This window comes from Rathayibacter sp. VKM Ac-2805 (assembly GCF_009834265.1).
Classification (GTDB): domain Bacteria; phylum Actinomycetota; class Actinomycetes; order Actinomycetales; family Microbacteriaceae; genus Rathayibacter.
The window spans coordinates 2,587,363-2,604,274 of record NZ_CP047185.1; the positions used below are offsets into that span (position 1 = coordinate 2,587,363).

Consider the following 16,912-nt stretch of genomic DNA (forward strand, 5'->3'; position numbering starts at 1 on the left):
GGCGCGTCAGTCGACACGGGCGAGCCGTCCGGAGGAGTGGGTCCGCAGGCCCTGGCCGAGCGCGGCGATGTCCCACGCCCAGAGCAGGTGGTCGTCGACCAGGCCGTAGAGGCGCGTGGCGGCGGCGTAGTCCTTCGCCGCGGCGGTGCGCATCACCGCGTCGGTCGCGAGGTCGATCCGAGGCCCCTTGACCTGACCGAGGTAGAGCTCGCTGACCCCGTCCGGGTGCACGAGCGAGACCTCGATGTCGAACCCGCCGGCGGCGTTGCGCAGCGTCTCGACGGACTCGGCGTCGGGGAAGGCGGGTGCGCCGCGGCCGGGCAGCATTCCCGGGCCGGCGTCGGAGTCGGTCAGCGCGCGGCTGAGGCGCCAGTAGCCCGTCTCGGTGACCAGGGGCCGGGGCGCCTCCTCGGCGCCCTCCTCGATCAGCCATGTGTAGGAGTTGTAGTTGAGGTACGGGAGGCCGTCGTAGCTGAAGCTGATGCGATGGCCGAACTCGGCCTGGACGGAGTCGTCGCCGATCGTGTAGTCGATGACGCCCGAGCCCTCCCAGACGCCGAGCAGCCAGGACAGGGGGACGAGCTCGGGCGGCAGGCCCGACGGAAGCGAGATCACTCGGGCTCCGGCGGCGGCTAGCGCTGGCCGCGGTAGAGCTTGTAGACGACCACGCCGGAGACCCACGCGATGGCGAGGGAGGCGAGCCCGAGCAGACCGAGGTAGAAGAGTTCCAGGGCGAGAAGCATGCGCTCATCCTACCCGCCGCCTCCGACGCCGGGGCGGGGCGGACGCGGCCGCTCAGGCGGTGCGGATCCGGGTGCTCGGGACAGGGCGGCGCGACCGCTCAGGCGGGGAGGAGGAGGGCGATCCCGCTCGCGACCGCGACCACGGCCATCGCTCCGACGATGCTCGTCATCGCGCGGAGGAGGTACCCCTCGGCGCGGGCCACGGCGAGCTGCACCGCGAAGGTCGCGAGCACGCATCCGCCGAACGTCAGCGCGAGCCAGAGCTGCCGGGACTCCGGAGCGGCGATCGCCAGAGTCAGCACGGAGCCCGCGAGTGCGAGCGCCCAGACGACTCCGATGCCCACCCGATCCCTGCCCATCCGACAATTGTGCCCCAGGCGGACGCCCCTCCCGGCCCGCCGCTAGTATTGCGGGCAGACCAGTTCTGGAGGATCCGTGGCGCAGTTGTTGATACTGACCTCGGCGGGAGGCGCCGAGGTGCTCCCCGCACTGGGGCTCCTCAGCCACCGGACCCGGCAGATCCCCGCGGAGCCCGCCCAGCTCGTGAACGCCCCGAGCTGCGATCTGATCCTGGTCGACGCGCGGCAGGACCTCGCCAGCGCCAAGTCGCTCTGCAAGATCCTCACGACCACGGGCATCAACGTCCCCCTCATCCTGATCCTCACGGAGGGCGGGCTCACGGCAGTCTCGGCCGACTGGGGCGTCAACGACGTCATCCTCGACTCGGCCGGCCCCGCCGAGGTCGACGCCCGCATCCGCCTGGTGATCGGCCGGCTCGCGCAGGAGCAGTCGACCTCGCGCATCCAGGCGTCGGGCGTCGTGATCGACGAGGCCAGCTACTCCGCCAAGGTGCACGGGCGCCCGCTCGACCTCACCTTCAAGGAGTTCGAGCTCCTCCGCTTCTTCGCCACGCACCCCTCGCGCGTCTTCACCCGCGAGCAGCTGCTGAGCGAGGTGTGGGGCTACGACTACTTCGGCGGCACCCGCACGGTCGACGTGCACGTGCGGCGCCTCCGCGCGAAGCTCGGCGACCTGGAGTCGCTGATCGGCACGGTCCGCAACGTCGGATACCGCTTCAACGTGTACGAAGAGGACAATGAGCGAGTCGCTCAACCTGTCCGTTGAGGATCTGGCCGATCCCGCGGTGGCGGCCGGCCTCGAGCACCTGATCGGGCGCGCCGCCTGGTTCGACCACCAGCCCCCCTTCAGCGACCAGACGCTCGTCGACGCCCGGGCCGGCTCGCGCACCCTCCTCGTGGGGCTGCGCGCCGACGTGGTCGTGGCGGCGGCGATCCTCGGGCAGGGCGAGCTGGAGTTCGTCGTCGATCCGGAGTGGCGCGGGGTCGGCTTCGGCACCGCGACCCTGGAGCAGGTCCTCGCGAGCGGCCGGACGGGCCTGCTCGCCTGGGCGCACGGCGACCACCCCGCCGCCCGGGCCCTCGCGGCCTCCCACGGCTTCGCCCCGGTGCGCACCCTCCTGCACCTCGAGCTCGAGCCGCTCGCCGCCCCCGAGGTCCGCGTCCCCGAGGGCGTCGTCCTCTCGGACGCCCGCGACCTCGCTCCGGCCGAGTGGATCGCCCTGAACGCGCGGATCTTCGCCGCGCACCCCGAGCAGGGGCGGATGACGGAGGAGGACCTGGCGGCCCGCCGCGCCGAGCCGTGGTTCGACGAGGGCGACTTCCTCCTGCTCCGCGACGCCGACGGCACGCTCCTCGGATACGACTGGCTCAAGATCGAGCCCGGATCGACGACCGGCGAGATCTACGTCCTCGGGGTCGCCCCTGAGGCGGCCGGACGGGGACTCGGCCGCACCCTGCTGAACGCCGGGCTCGCGCGGATGCTCGAGCGCGGCTGCACCGCGGCCGACCTCTACGTCGAGGCCGAGAACCGGTCGGCGGTGGCGCTCTACCGCTCGCTCGGGTTCACGGACGCCTCCGTCGACGTGCAGTACCTGCAGCGCGCCGCGCCGCTGCGCTGAGCCGGCACTCCTCCACAGGGCCTCCCCCGGCCCCGTTCATCCGGCATTCACGAGCGGCGGCGCGGAGCGGACGGACGCGGTGCCAGGATGGTCGCATGGACGGCGACAACCTGCTTCTCGAAGACGGTCTCAGCGATGACCTCGACGACGACTTCGACGACGAGGAGGAGCACTCGGACCCGCTCCTCCCCGACAACCGCTACCTCGACCGGGAGCTGAGCTGGCTCGCGTTCAACCAGCGCGTGCTCGAGCTCGCGGAGGATCCGCTGGTTCCGGCGCTCGAGCGGGCGAACTTCCTGGCGATCTTCTCGTCCAATCTCGACGAGTTCTTCATGGTCCGGGTCGCCGGCCTCAAGCGCCGCATCCTCACGGGGCTCGCCCTGCCGACGAACATCGGCCGCGTGCCGGTCGACGTGCTGACCGACATCTCGGAGAAGGCGCACCTGCTGCAGCAGCGCCACTCCCGAGCGTTCAAGGAGCTCGTCGAGCCCGCCCTGCGCGACGGCGGCATCGACCTCGTCCGCTGGGACGAGCTGAGCGACGCCGAGCGCACCGTGCTGGACGACTACTTCTCGGCCCAGGTGTTCCCGGTGCTGATGCCGCTCGCGGTCGACCCGGCGCACCCGTTCCCCTACATCTCCGGCCTCTCGCTCAACCTCTCGGTGCGGGTGCGGAACCCGAAGACGCAGAAGGTCGAGTTCGCGCGCCTCAAGGTGCCGCAGATGCTCCCCCGCTTCGTCCGGATCGCCGGCGTCGCGGCGCCGGGCGAGCCGATGCGGTTCATCTCGCTCGAGGACCTGATCGCCAACCAGCTGGACGACCTGTTCCCCGGCATGGAGATCCTCGACCACCACGTGTTCCGGGTGACGCGCAACGAGGACGTCGAGGTCGACGAGGACGAGACCGAGAACCTGATCAAGGCCCTCGAGAAGGAGCTGCTGCGCCGCCGGTTCGGCCCGCCCATCCGCCTCGAGGTCACCGACGACATGGACGACGAGACGCTGGGCCTGCTGGTCCGCGAGCTCGACATCACGACGCAGGAGGTCTACAAGCTCCCGGCCCCGCTCGACCTCAGCGGGCTCTTCAGCCTGCAGAAGATCGACCGCCCGGACCTGAAGTACCCCAACCACGTCCCGACGACGGCAGTGCAGCTCTCGCCCAGCGAGCCCAACCAGCGGCAGGACGTCTTCAAGGCGGTCTCCCGCGGCGACGTGCTCCTGCACCACCCCTACGAGTCCTTCGCGACGAGCGTGCAGTCGTTCCTCGAGCAGGCGGCGGCCGATCCGGACGTGCTCGCGATCAAGCAGACGCTCTACCGCACCTCCGGCGACTCCCCCATCGTCGAGGCGCTCATCGACGCGGCCGAGTCGGGGAAGCAGGTGCTCGCCCTGGTCGAGATCAAGGCGCGCTTCGACGAGCAGGCGAACATCTCGTGGGCGCGCAAGCTCGAGAAGGCGGGCGTGCACGTGGTCTACGGGCTCGTCGGGCTGAAGACCCACTGCAAGCTCGCGCTCGTCATCCGCCAGGAGAAGGGCGGAGTGCTCCGCCACTACTCCCACATCGGCACCGGCAACTACAACCCGAAGACCTCGCGCATCTACGAGGACCTCGGACTCCTGACGGCCGACCCCGAGGTCGGCAAGGACCTCACGCGCCTGTTCAACGAGCTCTCGGGCTACGCGATCGAGAAGAAGTTCAAGCGCCTGCTCGTCGCGCCGCGCCATCTCCGGAAGGGCCTGCTCAAGCGGATCGCCGCCGAGACCGAGAACGCCCGCGCGGGGCGGCCCTCGGGCATCCGGATCAAGGTCAACTCGATCGTCGACGAGTCCGTGATCGACGCGCTCTACCGCGCCAGCCAGGCCGGCGTGCCGGTCGACGTCTGGGTGCGCGGCATCTGCGGGCTGAAGCCCGGCCAGGAGGGGCTCTCCGAGACCATCCGCGTGCGCTCGATCCTCGGCCGCTACCTCGAGCACTCCCGCATCTTCAGCTTCGTCAACGGCGGCGAGCCGGACGTCTTCATCGGCAGCGCCGACATGATGCACCGCAACCTCGACCGCCGCGTCGAGGCTCTGGTGCGGATCGTCGAGCCGGCGCACCTCAGCGAGATCGACGACATGTTCGAGCGGGCGATGGACGAGCGGACCGCCTCCTGGTGGCTCGGCCCGGACGGCGACTGGACGCGGCACCACCTCGATGAGGAGGGCGCTCCGCTCGCCGACCTGCAGAACCAGCTGATGCAGCACATCACCCACCGCAAGCGCGCGGCGACACGGTCCGCCAACCGGGCCTCCAGCCGCTGACGCTCGTGACGGGCACCGTCTACGCAGCAGGAGCGGTGTGCTGGCGGATCATCGAGGGCCGCCCGCACATCCTCGTGATCCACCGGCCGCACCGCCGGGACGTCAGCCTGCCCAAGGGCAAGGTCGACGCGGGCGAGTCCCTCCCGGAGACCGCGGTGCGCGAGATCCGCGAGGAGACCGGGCTCTCGGTGGCGCTCGGGGTGCCGCTGGGGTGCACCGAGTACACGCTGCCGAGCGGGCGCCCGAAGGCCGTCTACTACTGGGCGGCGCAGGTGACCGAGAAGGCCGTCCTGGCGTCCGACTTCCTCCCGAACGACGAGGTCGAGGCGCTCGAGTGGGTGACGCTCAAGCGGGCCCGGAGCTACCTGACCTATCCGCACGACGTGACGATCGTCGACGAGTTCGCCCGGATCGCCGCACGCGGTGCGCTCGAGACCTTCGCGATCGTGGTCCTGCGGCACGCGAAGGCGGTGCCCGCCTCCTCCTGGGACGGCCGCGACTCCACCCGCCGCCTCACCGGGCGCGGCCGGGTCGAGGCCGCGGCCGCCGCTCAGGCCGTGGCCGCCTGGCGCCCGCGCCGCCTCGTCTCGAGCACCGCCAAGCGCTGCCGGTCGACCATCGCCCCGCTGTCCGGTCTGGTCAGGAAGCCGGTCAAGCTGCGCGACGACCTCAGCCAGGAGGCGCACGAGCAGGGCACCGCCGACGTCCGCGCCCTCGTCGGCAAGCGGGTCCGCGCCCGCCGCACCGCCGTCCTCTGCAGTCACCGGCCGGTGATCCCCGAGATCCTGCGCGAGATCGCCCTCGCCACGGCGACTCCTCTCGGCGCCTACCTCGACGAGGCGGCAGCGCTCCCGACCGGGGGCTTCGCCGTGGTGCACCTCTCCACCGGCCATCCCGGCTCCGGCATCGTCGCGATCGAGACGCACACGCCGCTGGCCTGACCCGCCCGGGCCGCGCTGAGCGACCGGCTCGACGGGTCCGTCCGCACCGCGCCTTCCCCGCCGCCCCGCCGCTCCGCAATCCCCGGAGCGGACCCGTTCACCGCGCGTTCACCGAGCGGTCGGTGCCAGGACACGACCCCTCCGTACTCTCGCTCGCGGGCTGCACCAGGCCCTGTTCTGTTTTCCACGCTTTCCTACCCGAAAGGGATACTTGTGAGATTCTCGCGTCTCGGCCAGGCGGCCGTCGTCGCCGCCGTCGCAGCGATCACGCTGACCTCCTGCGCTGCCAACGAGGCACCGGCCGCAGGCGGCAGCTCCGGCTCCGCCACCACCTCCACGCTCTCCGGCACCATCACCGGGATCGGCTCGTCCGCTCAGGGCACCGCGCAGACCACCTGGGCCGCCGCGTTCCAGACCGCGAACCCCGAGGTCACGGTCAACTACGACCCGCAGGGCTCCGGCGCCGGCCGCACCAACTTCATCGACGGCGCCGCCGACTACGCCGGCTCCGACTCCGCGCTCAAGGACGAGGAGCTCGCGGGCACCTTCGCCGCCTGCGCCCCCGACACCAAGGCGATCGACCTCCCGGTCTACATCTCGCCGATCGCGGTCATCTTCAACGTGGAGGGCGTCGACGAGCTCAAGCTCGACGCGGCCACCATCGCGGGCATCTTCAAGGGCACCATCACCTCCTGGGACGCCCCGGAGATCAAGGCCCTGAACCCCGACGCGACCCTCCCGTCGGCGAACATCACCTCCGTGCACCGCTCGGACGACTCGGGCACCACGCAGAACTTCACCGACTACCTCGCGGCCACCGCGAGCGACGTCTGGGACGCTCCTGCCGCGCAGACCTTCCCGTACCAGAGCGGTGACGGCGCCAAGGGCACCTCGGGTGTCGTCGACGCGGTCAAGAACGGCACCAACACGATCGGCTACGCCGACGAGTCCGGCGCCCAGGGCATGGACATGGCGCAGCTGAAGGTCGGCGACGCGTTCTCGAGCATCTCGGCCGACGGAGCCGCGGCGGTCGTCGCCGCCTCGCCCATCGCCGAGGGCCGCGAGGACAACGACCTCGCGATCAAGATCGACCGCACCGGCACCGAGGCGGACGCCTGGCCGATGGTCCTGGTCAGCTACCTCATCGTGTGCCAGGAGTACGCGGACGCCGACAAGGGCGAGGTCGTCAAGTCCTTCGCCTCCTACGTCGCGAGCGAGGAGGGCCAGGAGGCCGCCGCCGCTCAGGCCGGCTCCGCTCCCCTGAGCTCCGAGCTCGCCTCGACCGTCGCCACCGCGATCGAGTCGATCAAGTAGTCCCACCGGCAGGGCCCGTCTCGCAGCACGATCCGCGGGACGGGCCCCGCCTGTGCCGGGCTCGACCCACCGGACGCCCCCTCCGAGCCCTAGCATCTCCCTGTGCGCCCCGCCGAACCCCCTCGTCTGAAGAGAGTCCCCTGGAATGGCAACTGAGACCGTCGTCCGCCCGAAGGCGAAGGTGCGTGTCGGAGATCGGGTCTTCTCGATCTCGACCGTCGCCGCCGGCTCCCTCATCCTCCTCGTCCTCGCCGCCGTCGCGATCTTCCTGATCGCGCAGTCGATCCCCGCGTTCACCGCGCCGGCCGGCAGCCTCCCCGGCGACGCGACGAGCTTCTGGGCCTACGTCGGCCCCCTGGTGTTCGGCACGGTCTGGTCGGCGGTGATCGCCCTGGTGATCGCCCTGCCGCTCTCGATCGCGATCGCCCTCTTCATCTCGCACTACGCGCCGCGCCGCATCGCGATGGCCCTCGGCTACGTGGTCGACCTCCTCGCCGCCGTCCCCTCGGTGGTCTTCGGCCTCTGGGGCGCGACCGTGCTGGCGCCGATGGTGCAGCCCTTCTACCTCTTCCTCAACGTGAACATCGGCTGGTTCCCGCTCTTCGGCGGCCAGGCGTCGGGCACCGGCAAGACGATCCTCACCGCCTCGGTGGTGCTGGCCGTCATGGTCATCCCGATCATCACCGCGGTCTGCCGCGAGATCTTCCTCCAGGCCCCGCGCCTGCACGAGGAGGCGGCGCTCGCGCTCGGCGCGACCCGCTGGGAGATGATCCGCATGGCCGTCCTGCCCTTCGGCGCTCCGGGCATCGTCTCGGCCGCCATGCTCGGCCTCGGCCGGGCCCTCGGCGAGACGCTCGCCGTCGCGATGGTGCTCTCGCCCGCGACGGTCGTCTCCTTCCTCCTGCTCACCTCGCAGAACTCGAACACCATCGCCGCGAACATCGCGCTGCAGTTCCCGGAGGCGAGCGGAGTCGGCGTGAACGTCCTCGTCGCCTCGGGCCTCATCCTCTTCGTCATCACCCTCGTCGTGAACTCGGTCGCGCGGTTCATCGTCAACCGCCGCAAGGCCTTCTCGGGAGCCAACTGATGTCCGCCGCCACCTCGTCGATGCCCTTCTCGCTGCAGGCGGGCAAGCTGCCCAAGGGCACCCCCTGGATGCTGCTCGTCGGCAGCTGGGTCGTGTTCGCCGCCGTCTTCCTGATCCTCCAGGCGGCCGGCATGATGAACGACTTCAGCCTCGTCGGAGCGATCTTCTGGGGCACCGTCCTCTTCGACGTCGCCATCTACGTGGTCTCGCGCCTGGTCGAGGGCGGCCGCAAGGCTGTCGACCGCCTCGTGACCTCGCTGGTCGCGACCGCGTTCATCATCGCGCTGCTCCCGCTGATCTCCCTGCTCTACACGGTCGTCTCCAACGGAGTCGCGCGGTTCGATCCGCTCTTCTTCTCCTCGTCGATGCGCAACGTCATCGACGCGGGCGGCGGCGCCCTCCACGCGATCATCGGCACGCTCGAGATCACGGCCATGGCCGCGCTGATCTCGGTGCCGATCGGCCTGCTCACCTCGATCTACCTCGTCGAGTACGGCCGCGGCCACCTCGCCCGGGCCATCACCTTCTTCGTCGACGTGATGACGGGCATCCCCTCCATCGTCGCGGGCCTGTTCGCCTACGCGCTCTTCGCGCTGCTCCTCGGCCCCGGCGTCCGGATGGGCTTCGCCGGCTCGATCGCCCTCGCCGTGCTGATGATCCCCGTGGTCGTCCGCTCGTCGGAGGAGATGCTGAAGCTGGTCCCGAACGAGCTGCGCGAGGCGTCCTACGCCCTCGGCGTGCCGAAGTGGCTGACCATCGTCAAGATCGTGCTGCCGACCTCCATCGCCGGCATCACGACGGGCATCACCCTCGCGATCGCCCGCGTCATCGGCGAGACCGCCCCGCTGCTCATCGTCGCCGGCTTCACCGCGTCGATGAACTACGACCTCTTCAGCGAGCGGATGATGACCCTCCCGGTCTTCGTCTACACGCAGTACGCGAACCAGGGCCCCGACGCCGAGGCGTTCCTCAACCGGGCCTGGACCGGCGCGCTGGCCCTCATCCTGATCGTCATGGCGCTGAACCTGGTCGCCCGCCTGATCGCGAAGATCTTCGCCCCCAAGCTCGGCCGCTGACACCCACCACTCGGCTCCGGCCGGAATCCCCGAAGGAAGCAATGTCCAAGCGCATCGAGGTCAACGACCTCAACGTCTACTACAGCCAGTTCCTCGCGGTGGAGGGCGTGTCGCTCGCCATCGAGCCCCGCACGGTCACCGCCTTCATCGGCCCGTCCGGCTGCGGCAAGTCGACCTTCCTCCGCACGCTCAACCGCATGCACGAGGTCATCCCCGGCGCGCACGTCGAGGGCGAGGTCCTGATCGACGGCAACAACCTGTACGGCCCGGGCGTCGATCCGGTGCAGGTCCGCCGGCAGGTGGGCATGGTCTTCCAGCGCCCCAACCCGTTCCCGACGATGTCCATCCGGGACAACGTGCTGGCCGGCGTGAAGCTCAACAACCGCCGCATCTCGAAGTCGGACGCGGACGCGCTCGTCGAGCGCTCGCTCCAGGGCGCGAACCTCTGGAACGAGGTGAAGGACCGCCTCGACAAGCCGGGCTCCGGTCTCTCCGGCGGCCAGCAGCAGCGTCTGTGCATCGCCCGCGCGATCGCCGTCTCCCCCGACGTCCTCCTGATGGACGAGCCCTGCTCGGCCCTCGACCCGATCTCGACCCTCGCGATCGAGGACCTCATCGAGGAGCTCAAGAACGACTACACGATCGTCATCGTGACCCACAACATGCAGCAGGCCTCGCGCGTCTCGGACCGCACCGCGTTCTTCAACATCGCGGGCACCGGCAAGCCGGGCAAGCTCATCGAGTACGACGACACCGCGACGATGTTCTCGCGCCCGTCCGTCCAGGCGACCGAGGACTACGTCTCGGGCCGCTTCGGCTGATCCGCCGCAGACGAGAGCGAGCCGCGTCCCTCCGGGGTCGCGGCTCGCTCTCGTTCCACCGCGTTCCCTCCGGGAACGAGAAGAGCCGCACTCCGTCATGGGAGTGCGGCTCTGCTCGTGTTCGGGCCGTCAGGCGATGTCGATCGCCAGTATCGGATCGGTGGTCGGAGTCGGCGAGCCGCCGGCGTCCTCGACCGTCACGGCGACGACTCCGCCCTCGGTCAGGCTCCCCTCGAGCGGGGCCACGGTGCTGCCCTCTCCCCCGTCGAACGTCCCTGCGGCGACCGGACCGGATGAGCCGATGTACCAGAGCTCGTAAGTCTTGTCCTCCGGCAGCGGCGCCAGGTCGTCCACCACGAGGGCGGAGCGGCCGAGCGAGCTCGACCAGACCAGCGTCGCCTGCTCGCCGGTGGCGACCGTGCCGGTCGTCTCCTGCGCGTCGGGGGCGCTGCGGATCTGCTCCAGAGCCGTCTGCTGCTGCGTCTGGCCGGGGCCGGACGAGAGCAGCGGCGGAAGGGTCACTCCGCCGACCACGATCACCGCGGCGGCCGCGGCCGCCGAGAGGTAGACCGCGGGGCGGGCGAACCAGCGGCTCCGGGCGCGGTTCGCGGCGCTGCCGCCACCGTCCCGGCGAGCCGTCGGACCGCTCCGCTCGCCCTCGGAGGCGACGGGGACCAGACGGGGCGCGGCGGGCGCCTCGTGGTCCTCGTCGGGCTCCTCCAGCGGCAGCTGCGGAGTGGTGGCGATGAGCGCCATCAGGTCGGCCTTGAAGCCCGGCGAGGGCTCCACGGCGGGTGCGTCGGCGACCAGCGCCTCCGCCACCTCGGCGAACGCGTCGGCCTCGCCGCGCGCCTCCGGGTGCTCGGAGAGGAAGCGCTCGTAGCGCTCCTGCTCCTCGGGCGTCAGGATGCCCAGTGCGTGACCCGCCGCGAGATCGCGCGGGTCGTCCATCCCGTCGGGGAGTCGCACATCGTTCACAGGGCCACCCCCATCTCTTCTCGAAGTCTGATCATTCCGTCACGCAGGCGTGTCTTGACGGTTCCCACGGGGCACTGCAGGATCCCCGCGATCTCGCTGTGCGAGTATCCGCCGTAGTAAGCGAGCTGCAGCGCCTGCCGCTGCAGTTCCGTCAGGCGGCCCATGGCGGCCGCGACCTTCTCGTGCTCGAGGGACACCTCCGCCTGCTCGGAGACCTGGTCGTAGTCGCGTCCGAGGTCTCGGATTCCGATGCGCATGTCCCGATCACGGCCGGCTTGAGCCGCGCGGACCCTGTCGATGGCCCTGCGGTGTGCCATCGTGAGGATCCAGGTCGTCGCGCTTCCTTTATTCGGAGCGAAACGCCCAGCGGTTTGCCAGATCTCGAGGAAGACCTCCTGGGCCACCTCCTCGGACTGGGAGCGGTCGACGAGGACGCGGATGATCAGGCCGAGGACCCGGCCGGCCATCTGGTCGTAGAGCGCGGCGAACGCGGCCTGCTCTCCCCCGGCGATGCGCTCGAGGAGGACAGCCGCCTCCGCTGTGGTGTCGTCCGTCATCAGCCCCGCCTCGCCCGCGCCCGGGCTGAAAGATTCCGCGTCATCCAGAAGGCTGTCACGGCCAGGCCTGCAACGACGACCGACACCTCGATCGGATGCGTCACGAATCGGACATCCAGCGCCAACGTGCCGATCGGCACGAGCGCGGGGTCGCCCAGCCGGGGGGCCAGCCAGAGCGAGATAACGGCCACCGCCGCAGCGGTGATGCCCGGATAGCTGCGCGGGCGGATGAGGACCCAGAGCCCGGCGAGCACGTCGAGGACCGCGAGGACGCGCATCACCGTGCCCTGCGAGAGCGAGACCCCCGCGGCGAACTGGGCGCCCTCCGCGTCGTCGACGCTCGGGGCGGCGAGGAGGTAGAGGGCGGCGACGACCAGCAGCCCCGCCCCCGCCCAGACGCGCGCGCCGATCCGGAGAGCTCTGCTGTTCTTCATTCCGCTGGCGCCTGTCTGTGGGGACTCGGGCGAGGATCGACTCCTCCTGGGCCCTCGCCTCGCGCACCGTGGCGGCGATGCGAGCAGAGAAGGGGCCGGACCGCAGGAACGCCTCTCGGCGCGAGGCCGCTCGAAGCGGCTATAAGTGGAGCCCGGGGTTACTGCGATCCGGCTTCCGCCAGTCTACCAAAGGCCTCCGCGGTGGCGGCGAGCGGCGTTCGCAGTGGGTGAACGCGGGTTGCGCGTCACTCCAGGGAGTCGCTCCGCCACAGCCGGGCACAGCTCACGAGCTCGGCGGCGGTGGTCGAGAGGCGCAGCGCGCGGGTGGTCAGCTCGCTCGCCCGGGCGGGGTTCACCGGCTCCACGTCGTCGGCGACCGAGACGGCTCCGGAGGCGCTCACGCGGCAGAACGCCGCGGCGCGGTCCAGTGCCACCGCGAAGTCGCCGTCGAAGACGCCGCGGAGGATCCGGTCGGCCAGCTCGGTGATCTCGGCCGGCCCCGTGGGCGTGCTGGCTCCGGCGACCACCGGGTCGATCGTGGCGGAGAGCTCGACTCCGCGCTGGTAGAGGAAGCTCGTGCTCTCCGGGTCCTGCCGGATGACCAGCCGCAGCAGGTAGATCCGCCACAGCGCACCCGGCAGGCTCGCCGCGCTGGAGCGCGCCCAGAGCTCGGCGAGGGCGTCGATGCCGTTGTGGTCGGTGTACTCGACGAGGCGGTCGATGACCACCGGGTCCGGGTCGTTCCGGACACGGCTCAGCAGCGCGATCGCGGTCTCGTGGGCGACGCGGCTGATCTGCGCCGGGTCCTCTCCTCCCTGGAACGCCTCGAAGACGTGGGAGGGGAACTTGGTCGGCTTGTGGAAGCCGTCTGTCATGGGGCCGCCTTCCGCGGTCGTGCGCGCGGACGCTCTCGCGCTCGCGCTCCGTAGGGGGTTCGAGGAGGGTAACGCCCGCGGCTGGGCGGGTATGCCCGCGCCGAGGACGCGGTCCGCTCCGGGATCGTCCGCGGTCCGGGCCGCACCTGCTCCGGGGGCGCCGACGGCCCGCTACCCTGGAGCGCGCGGGCCTCTAGCTCAGTTGGCAGAGCAGCGGACTTTTAATCCGCGGGTCGTCGGTTCGAGCCCGACGGGGCCCACCACGCGACCGCCTGGTCGCGCTTTCCGGACAGTGCCAGGGCGCGGCCAGGTCGCCGCACTACCGTGCAGAGGTGCTGACCGTCCTCCGCGTCCTCCTGCGCCGGCCTCGGCTGTGCGAGGCGTGCCGCGTCCGGCCGGCCCGCCGCCGTGACCCGTTCTGCTCGACGGACTGCGCGAAGACGTACTACCTCTACCTCTGACGCCTCGTCCGGGCCGCGGTGCTCCGCGACGGCGTCACTCGTGGCAGAGCGACCACACCTCGTCCGGGTAGTCACGGACCTTCTCGCCGACGAGCAGGCGCCAGCGGCCGTCCTGGTGCTCGAGCAGGCGGCCGGTGACGACCTCCGAGAGCCAGTCGGAGTCGATCCGGTACCAGCGGACGAGGCGGACGGTCGTCGCGGTGTGCGAGACGCGGGTCGTCATCGCGGGAGTCCCTTCTCGAGGAGGGAGCGGGGTGCTGGAACCAGCGGGGCGTTCGACGCGCGAACGGGGGATGACCCGCGCCGGGACGACTCCGTTGTCGACCGGCCGGGAGACTGCGGCGGGCATCCGGCGGACCGGATGCCAGGAACTCTAGACGACCGCGCGGACGGTGTCTGTCCCGTCGCCGGTCACAGCGGAGCGACTCCGTTCAGCGGGCTCAGGGCTGGACGGTGCAGCCGGCCGGGCGCGTCTGCCGGAACGCGGCCGCCTCGCGGGTGCGGGAGCGGAGCCTCCTCGCGCGGCGGCGGAGGAGCCGCTCGCTCGGGCCGAAGGCTCCGGATTCGAGGAGCTGGCGGAGGGACAGGGTCACCTGCCGGGCCAGACGGGGATCGATTCGGCCGGGGATCCGGATCGCGTCGATGAGGTCGAGGGCGTTGCGCGTGGTGCGGGAGATCGCCATGACGGAACCCTAGGGACGCCGGGGCGCGGTGTGCGCGCCCCGGACGGGGGCGCCGACGGGGACTGATGCTCAGCCCCGGGGCGCCCCGGCGGGATCAATCGTGCCCGTTGCTGCCGTCGCCACGGCCCGTGGAGGACTGCAGGCGGTCGATGTGCTCGGAGGCCTGGGCCTTGGTGAGGTCGGCGGGCAGGGTCTCGCCCGCCTCGCGCGCGAGGGTGTCGAGGTAGCTGCGCTGCGGGCCGGTCATCGGCTCGTCGCCGGTGACCCAGTCGGACGGGTCCTTGCTGGCGCTGGTGTCGCTGCCGTCGTCGGCACGGGCGCCGAGGACGTCGCCCTCGGTCTTGACATCGGGATCGGTGGTGTTGTCATCGCTCATGGTGCGACCGTACGCCCGACCACCGACGTCGACGAGGGCTTGCGGAGCGGGCCCGGGCGCCCCGCTTCACGAGCCGAGCAGCGCGTGCGCGACGGTGAAGATGACCAGCCCGGCCAGGGAGCCCACGACGGTGCCGTTGATCCGGATGAACTGGAGGTCCTTCCCGACCTGCAGCTCGAGCTTCTCGGACGTCTCGCGCGGGTCCCAGCGATGGATGGTGTCGCCGATGATGCTGGCGATGTCGGTGCGGTAGCGGTCGACCAGGTTGGCCGCGACCGATCCGATCCAGGAGTCGACGGTCGCCGCGAGACCGGCGTCGGTCGAGAGCCGGCGGCCCAGATCGACCACGATCGACTCGATGCTGCCGCGGAGGGGGCTCGACGGGTCGTCCATCGCGCCGAGGAGGGAGGCCTTCGTCGCCTCCCAGGCGTCCCCGGCGAGCTCGCGGACGCGCGGGCTGTCGAAGGCGCGGTTCTTGATCTCCTCGACCCGGGCGATCAGATCCGGGTCGGTGCCCAGATCCTGCGCCAGCGTGGCGAGGTAGCCGTCGATCGCGATCCGGAACGGGTGCACCTGGTCCTCGCGCACCGCGGCGACGAAGACGAGCGCCTCGCGGTACAGCCGCTCGTCCACCGCTCGGCTGACCGCGGAGGGCAGCCAGCTCGGCAGGCGGCCGCTGACCATGCGGGTGAAGCTCTGCGGGTTCGCGGTCAGCCATGCCTCCGCCTGCTCCACCAGCGTGTCCACGAGGCGCCGGTGGTGGCCCGCCTCGACCACGCTGCCCACCAGCGAGCCCAGCGGCGGGCCCCACTGCGGGTCGAGGAGGTGGCGCCGTGCCAGCGCCTCGATCACGCGCTGCACGTCGGAGTCGTCCAGCAGGGCGATCGCCGAGCGGACGGCCGCGGCGCTCTCGCCGCCGACCCGGTGCGCGTTCTCCGGCTCGGCGAGCCACAGCCCCGCCCGCCGGGCGATCCCGAAGGAGTCGAGCTTCTCGCGCACGATGGCGCCGCGGAGGAAGTTCTCCTCGACGAACTGCGCGAGGCTCGCGCCGATCTCGTCCTTCTTGGTCGGGATGATCGCGGTGTGCGGGATCGGCAGGCCCAGCGGCCGCCGGAACAGCGCGGTCACGGCGAACCAGTCGGCGAGCGCGCCGACCATCCCGCCCTCGCTCGCGGCCCGGACCCACTGCAGCCACGGGTAGCGCTCCTGCAGGGCGAACGACACGGCGAAGACGACGGCCATCACCACGAGCAGGCCCGTGGCGAGCCGCTTCATCCGGACGAGAGCGACGCGCTTGGCCTCGTCGTCGCGCCCGACCGCCGCGAGGGAGGTCATGACGCGGTGGGGAACCCCTCGTGGCGGATGCCCCACGCGACGGTCCACTCCTCGCCCGGCTCGAGCCAGCGCAGGCCCTGCCCGCTGTTGAACGCCTCGGCGGGAGCGGTCATCGGCTCCACGGCGATCGCGGTCTTCACGTCGTCGCCGTCGGGGAAGATCCGGGTGATGAAGACCTGGATGAAGTTGTGCGAGGCGTCGGCCCAGAGGAGCACGCGGCGGCCGTCCGCGGCGCGGAGGCCGTGCACGCTCTCGCCGTCGACCATCCGGACGTCGGCCCAGGCGTCGTCGAGCTCCAGGTCGCCGATGCGGCGGCCGGAGCGGAGGTCCCACTCGGTGCCCTCGACCGGGTTCTGCACGGTGGGGTTGAGGCGCTCGTCGACCTCGATGTGCACCGCCGCGTCGACGGTGATCTCGAGCTCGTCGGTCGGGACGTCGCCGATGGCGAGGAAGGGGTGCGTGCCGATGGCGACGGGCGCCTCGTCGGCTCCGACGTTGACGACGCGGTGGACGACCTTCAGCCCGTCGGCCTGCAGCTCGTAGCGGACCGAGGTCTCGAGGTGGAACGGGTAGCCCGCCTGCGGCACGACCGGCGCGGCCAGCTCGACGAAGGACGGGCCCTGGTCGACGAGGCGGTACGGGGTGCTCACCAGGAGGCCGTGGATGGCGTTGTGGTACTTCGGCTCGGTGATCGCGAGCTGGAGCGTCTCGCCGCGGTGGTGCCAGCGCCCGTCCTTCACGCGGTTGGGCCAGGGCATCAGGACGATGCCCGAGCCGAACGGCGGGACGGTGCTCTCCGGGTAGGAGGCGGTGATCTCCACTCCGTCGACCGAGAGGTGGCGCAGCGCTGCGGCCACCTCCGTCACGACGGCGTGCAGGGTGCGTCCCTCGGCGGTGAGGTCGAGCGAGAACTGGCGCCCGGTGGCGGGGGCGGGGGTGAAGTCGGCCATTCC

The 16,912-nt window shown here is 71.3% G+C and carries 20 protein-coding genes and 1 tRNA gene; 10 read left to right on the forward strand and 11 right to left on the reverse strand.

Annotated features, from left to right (window positions below; genetic code table 11):
- Positions 1-6: 6 nt before the first annotated feature.
- Both GSU40_RS12045 and GSU40_RS12050 read right to left on the reverse strand, forming a co-directional pair.
- On the reverse strand, positions 7-615 hold the full coding sequence (locus GSU40_RS12045) for an FABP family protein (protein WP_104224698.1): 609 nt from the start codon (positions 613-615) through the stop codon (positions 7-9).
- Between the two features lie 226 nt (positions 616-841).
- Positions 842-1,102, reverse strand: coding sequence for a hypothetical protein (locus GSU40_RS12050; protein ID WP_146076503.1), 261 nt, complete (start codon positions 1,100-1,102; stop codon positions 842-844).
- Positions 1,103-1,178: 76 nt separating this feature from the next.
- Between GSU40_RS12050 and GSU40_RS12055 the strand changes: the two genes are divergently transcribed.
- The 8 genes from GSU40_RS12055 (at position 1,179) to pstB (ending at position 10,260) form a co-directional block, all read left to right on the forward strand.
- Positions 1,179-1,868 (forward strand): response regulator transcription factor, encoded by a 690-nt coding sequence (locus tag GSU40_RS12055; protein WP_104224700.1) that lies wholly within the window; start codon positions 1,179-1,181, stop codon positions 1,866-1,868.
- Positions 1,840-2,721, forward strand: a complete 882-nt coding sequence (gene mshD / locus GSU40_RS12060) for a mycothiol synthase (protein WP_104256419.1) — start codon at positions 1,840-1,842, stop codon at positions 2,719-2,721. Before GSU40_RS12055 ends, mshD begins: the two co-directional genes overlap by 29 nt.
- A gap of 95 nt (positions 2,722-2,816) precedes the next feature.
- Positions 2,817-5,021: an RNA degradosome polyphosphate kinase gene (locus GSU40_RS12065; protein WP_104224702.1), complete on the forward strand. Its 2,205-nt coding sequence runs from the start codon at positions 2,817-2,819 to the stop codon at positions 5,019-5,021.
- Between the two features lie 5 nt (positions 5,022-5,026).
- Positions 5,027-5,962, forward strand: a complete 936-nt coding sequence (locus GSU40_RS12070) for an NUDIX domain-containing protein (protein ID WP_104224703.1) — start codon at positions 5,027-5,029, stop codon at positions 5,960-5,962.
- Positions 5,963-6,175: 213 nt separating this feature from the next.
- On the forward strand, positions 6,176-7,276 hold the full coding sequence (pstS, locus tag GSU40_RS12075) for a phosphate ABC transporter substrate-binding protein PstS (RefSeq protein WP_160035129.1): 1,101 nt from the start codon (positions 6,176-6,178) through the stop codon (positions 7,274-7,276).
- Between the two features lie 145 nt (positions 7,277-7,421).
- Positions 7,422-8,363 carry a phosphate ABC transporter permease subunit PstC gene (pstC, locus tag GSU40_RS12080; protein ID WP_104227270.1) on the forward strand — a complete coding sequence of 314 codons (942 nt, stop codon included), beginning with the start codon at positions 7,422-7,424 and terminating at the stop codon, positions 8,361-8,363.
- Positions 8,363-9,439 carry a phosphate ABC transporter permease PstA gene (pstA, locus tag GSU40_RS12085; RefSeq protein ID WP_104224706.1) on the forward strand — a complete coding sequence of 359 codons (1,077 nt, stop codon included), beginning with the start codon at positions 8,363-8,365 and terminating at the stop codon, positions 9,437-9,439. The genes pstC and pstA overlap by 1 nt, the downstream gene beginning before the upstream one ends.
- Positions 9,440-9,480: 41 nt before the next feature.
- Positions 9,481-10,260: a phosphate ABC transporter ATP-binding protein PstB gene (gene pstB, locus GSU40_RS12090; protein WP_104224707.1), complete on the forward strand. Its 780-nt coding sequence runs from the start codon at positions 9,481-9,483 to the stop codon at positions 10,258-10,260.
- 129 nt (positions 10,261-10,389) lie between these two features.
- On the opposite strand, the gene GSU40_RS12095 is transcribed toward pstB, so the two are convergent.
- The 4 genes from GSU40_RS12095 to GSU40_RS12110 form a co-directional block, all read right to left on the reverse strand.
- Positions 10,390-11,238 carry an anti-sigma factor gene (locus GSU40_RS12095; RefSeq protein ID WP_146076502.1) on the reverse strand — a complete coding sequence of 283 codons (849 nt, stop codon included), beginning with the start codon at positions 11,236-11,238 and terminating at the stop codon, positions 10,390-10,392.
- Positions 11,235-11,795, reverse strand: a complete 561-nt coding sequence (gene sigK / locus GSU40_RS12100; protein ID WP_104224709.1) for an ECF RNA polymerase sigma factor SigK — start codon at positions 11,793-11,795, stop codon at positions 11,235-11,237. Before sigK ends, GSU40_RS12095 begins: the two co-directional genes overlap by 4 nt.
- Positions 11,795-12,229, reverse strand: a complete 435-nt coding sequence (locus tag GSU40_RS12105; protein ID WP_104224710.1) for a hypothetical protein — start codon at positions 12,227-12,229, stop codon at positions 11,795-11,797. The genes sigK and GSU40_RS12105 overlap by 1 nt, the downstream gene beginning before the upstream one ends.
- Before the next feature lie 245 nt (positions 12,230-12,474).
- A complete protein-coding gene (locus tag GSU40_RS12110; protein ID WP_104227273.1) occupies positions 12,475-13,104 on the reverse strand; it encodes a DNA-directed RNA polymerase subunit beta in 630 nt (209 codons plus the stop codon).
- A 187-nt stretch (positions 13,105-13,291) separates the two neighbouring features.
- Between GSU40_RS12110 and GSU40_RS12115 the strand changes: the two genes are divergently transcribed.
- Together GSU40_RS12115 and GSU40_RS17160 are read left to right on the forward strand one after the other, a co-directional pair.
- Positions 13,292-13,367: transfer RNA gene (locus tag GSU40_RS12115), tRNA-Lys, on the forward strand.
- 69 nt (positions 13,368-13,436) lie between these two features.
- Positions 13,437-13,565, forward strand: coding sequence for a hypothetical protein (locus GSU40_RS17160; protein WP_258059535.1), 129 nt, complete (start codon positions 13,437-13,439; stop codon positions 13,563-13,565).
- Positions 13,566-13,599: 34 nt separating this feature from the next.
- On the opposite strand, the gene GSU40_RS12120 is transcribed toward GSU40_RS17160, so the two are convergent.
- From GSU40_RS12120 to GSU40_RS12140, 5 genes are all read right to left on the reverse strand, one after another.
- Positions 13,600-13,788 (reverse strand): hypothetical protein, encoded by a 189-nt coding sequence (locus GSU40_RS12120; protein ID WP_104224712.1) that lies wholly within the window; start codon positions 13,786-13,788, stop codon positions 13,600-13,602.
- A gap of 217 nt (positions 13,789-14,005) precedes the next feature.
- Entirely contained in the window at positions 14,006-14,248 is a 243-nt protein-coding gene (locus GSU40_RS12125; protein WP_104256416.1) for a hypothetical protein, read from the reverse strand.
- A 94-nt stretch (positions 14,249-14,342) separates the two neighbouring features.
- Positions 14,343-14,624, reverse strand: a complete 282-nt coding sequence (locus GSU40_RS12130; RefSeq protein ID WP_104224714.1) for a DUF3072 domain-containing protein — start codon at positions 14,622-14,624, stop codon at positions 14,343-14,345.
- Positions 14,625-14,690: 66 nt separating this feature from the next.
- Positions 14,691-15,959, reverse strand: coding sequence for a DUF445 domain-containing protein (locus GSU40_RS12135; RefSeq protein ID WP_104324503.1), 1,269 nt, complete (start codon positions 15,957-15,959; stop codon positions 14,691-14,693).
- Positions 15,956-16,909, reverse strand: coding sequence for an aldose 1-epimerase family protein (locus GSU40_RS12140; protein ID WP_104263066.1), 954 nt, complete (start codon positions 16,907-16,909; stop codon positions 15,956-15,958). The genes GSU40_RS12135 and GSU40_RS12140 overlap by 4 nt, the downstream gene beginning before the upstream one ends.
- Positions 16,910-16,912 lie beyond the last annotated feature (3 nt).

Coding starts and splice junctions, on each gene's coding strand:
- GSU40_RS12050 (WP_146076503.1), bottom strand. CDS start 1,102: ATGGGCAGGGATCGGGTGGGCATCGGAGTCGTCTGGGCGCTCGCACTC.
- mshD (WP_104256419.1), top strand. CDS start 1,840: ATGAGCGAGTCGCTCAACCTGTCCGTTGAGGATCTGGCCGATCCCGCG.
- GSU40_RS12065 (WP_104224702.1), top strand. CDS start 2,817: ATGGACGGCGACAACCTGCTTCTCGAAGACGGTCTCAGCGATGACCTC.
- pstC (WP_104227270.1), top strand. CDS start 7,422: ATGGCAACTGAGACCGTCGTCCGCCCGAAGGCGAAGGTGCGTGTCGGA.
- pstA (WP_104224706.1), top strand. CDS start 8,363: ATGTCCGCCGCCACCTCGTCGATGCCCTTCTCGCTGCAGGCGGGCAAG.
- pstB (WP_104224707.1), top strand. CDS start 9,481: ATGTCCAAGCGCATCGAGGTCAACGACCTCAACGTCTACTACAGCCAG.
- sigK (WP_104224709.1), bottom strand. CDS start 11,795: ATGACGGACGACACCACAGCGGAGGCGGCTGTCCTCCTCGAGCGCATC.
- GSU40_RS12105 (WP_104224710.1), bottom strand. CDS start 12,229: ATGAAGAACAGCAGAGCTCTCCGGATCGGCGCGCGCGTCTGGGCGGGG.
- GSU40_RS12110 (WP_104227273.1), bottom strand. CDS start 13,104: ATGACAGACGGCTTCCACAAGCCGACCAAGTTCCCCTCCCACGTCTTC.
- GSU40_RS12120 (WP_104224712.1), bottom strand. CDS start 13,788: ATGACGACCCGCGTCTCGCACACCGCGACGACCGTCCGCCTCGTCCGC.
- GSU40_RS12125 (WP_104256416.1), bottom strand. CDS start 14,248: ATGGCGATCTCCCGCACCACGCGCAACGCCCTCGACCTCATCGACGCG.
- GSU40_RS12130 (WP_104224714.1), bottom strand. CDS start 14,624: ATGAGCGATGACAACACCACCGATCCCGATGTCAAGACCGAGGGCGAC.
- GSU40_RS12135 (WP_104324503.1), bottom strand. CDS start 15,959: ATGACCTCCCTCGCGGCGGTCGGGCGCGACGACGAGGCCAAGCGCGTC.
- GSU40_RS12140 (WP_104263066.1), bottom strand. CDS start 16,909: ATGGCCGACTTCACCCCCGCCCCCGCCACCGGGCGCCAGTTCTCGCTC.